The organism is Algoriphagus oliviformis, assembly GCF_017254915.1.
Lineage (GTDB): Bacteria > Bacteroidota > Bacteroidia > Cytophagales > Cyclobacteriaceae > Algoriphagus > Algoriphagus oliviformis.
On the sequence record NZ_JAFKCT010000026.1, the window covers coordinates 1 to 1397 of the forward strand.

Sequence of the window (1397 nt, forward strand, 5' to 3'; positions counted from 1 at the left end):
TGACTATGCCTGAAAATGGTTGTCACTATTCTGTCAATTATCGAGTTAGAATTTCTGTTTTCAATGGATTCTTCTTCTTTGGTTGTTCAGGTATTCTTGGTTTCAATTCCAATGTATAACCGGTGATGCTTTTTTCTTTTTGCAGCATTTTTCTGAACTGTACCGGTGGGATATTTCCCAGTGCCTGTTTCCTTCTGTTGGTGTTGTGGTCCTTGACTGCTTTGCTTTGGCATCCCTTCAGCTCCTTGAGTGTTCTGGGCTTCCAGCTATTCAGGTAACCATTGTTGACCAGATCGTTCGTCTTCTCCGCATACGGGTTCTCATAAGAATACATACACATACTCTGCTCTATTTCATGCTTCCTGCAGATCGATCTATAGAGCTCACTCTCATACTGTTTCCCCCCGTCACTGTGGTGGATCAGTCCTTTCAGCCTTTTGCCGCGCTTTGATTTACCGATAGCCTGCTCCAGTACTTCCGCATAATTCTCGGCAATGTTCGAATCATAGGCTCCGTATCCCACGATTTCTTGGCTGTACACATCCGTAATGTAGATCGTGTAGAGCTTGCTGTCTCCGTAGAGGTAATGGGCCATATCCGCCTGCCAGACCTGGTTGATGCCCTTGACATCTTTGTGGGCCAACAGGTTGGGAAACGCCCTGGTGCCCGACTGGGTGGCCCTGCCGTACCGCTTGGGGTACTTCACCCGGAAACCCAGGTCCATAAACAACTCAATGCTTTTGTCCCTGCCCAAGGGTAGTTGGTCACCAAAATCACCATACATGCTCCTGCAGCCCACGGTCGGGCAACGCTCGCGGGAGGCAACCAACTTTTTGGTCACAAACTCGACCACCTGATCATCCAGCTCCAGCCTTGGCTTCCGCTTCTTGTAATACGCCTGTCGCGTAAAGCCCAGAATCTCACAGGCCGATCCAACCGTGAATGCATAGGTATGACTCATTTCGCCGGTAAGTTGGACGCTTGCTCGCCAAAAGTTTTTTTTAGATCCGTTTTGTACTCCTCGGAGGCCAGGTCCACGATTACCCGAAACAGATCCGCCTCCAGCGATTTCCTGCCCAATGCCGCTTCCAGCTCCTTAATCCGATTTTTAAGCTCCTGGTTATTCTTCTCTTGGCTGTCTTTTTCCATTACCATTTGCGTTCCTTTCTTCAAGGTACCAGAATATCGATAAAGCCAGGTATAAATCGCCGCCTTTGAAACTTCGTATTCCCGGGAAACCTCCGATATACTCATCTCCTTACGCTCTAGCTGACCCACTATTTGCTTCCGTAATGCTTCACTGAACGTTCTCCTTTGCCTAATCTTAAGTCCGTTTTTCATCTTGTCTGATTGTTGGGACAACCAACAAATGTGACAACTTTATTTAGGCATTGTCA

General features: G+C 47.7%; 2 protein-coding genes. Both read right to left on the bottom strand.

The genetic code is table 11. The features are described from left to right. Positions 1 to 37 precede the first annotated feature (37 nt). A complete protein-coding gene (locus tag J0A68_RS22380) occupies positions 38 to 961 on the bottom strand; it encodes a DDE-type integrase/transposase/recombinase (RefSeq protein ID WP_206580491.1) in 924 nt (307 codons plus the stop codon). Continuing rightward, positions 958 to 1341, bottom strand: a complete 384-nt coding sequence (locus J0A68_RS22385; protein ID WP_206580492.1) for a transposase — start codon at positions 1339 to 1341, stop codon at positions 958 to 960. The genes J0A68_RS22380 and J0A68_RS22385 overlap by 4 nt, the downstream gene beginning before the upstream one ends. Between the last annotated feature and the right edge of the window lie 56 nt (positions 1342 to 1397).

Excerpts from the sequence above, each read along its gene's own strand:
- J0A68_RS22380 (WP_206580491.1), bottom strand. The coding sequence starts at position 961 with ATGAGTCATACCTATGCATTCACGGTTGGATCGGCCTGTGAGATTCTG.
- J0A68_RS22385 (WP_206580492.1), bottom strand. The coding sequence starts at position 1,341 with ATGAAAAACGGACTTAAGATTAGGCAAAGGAGAACGTTCAGTGAAGCA.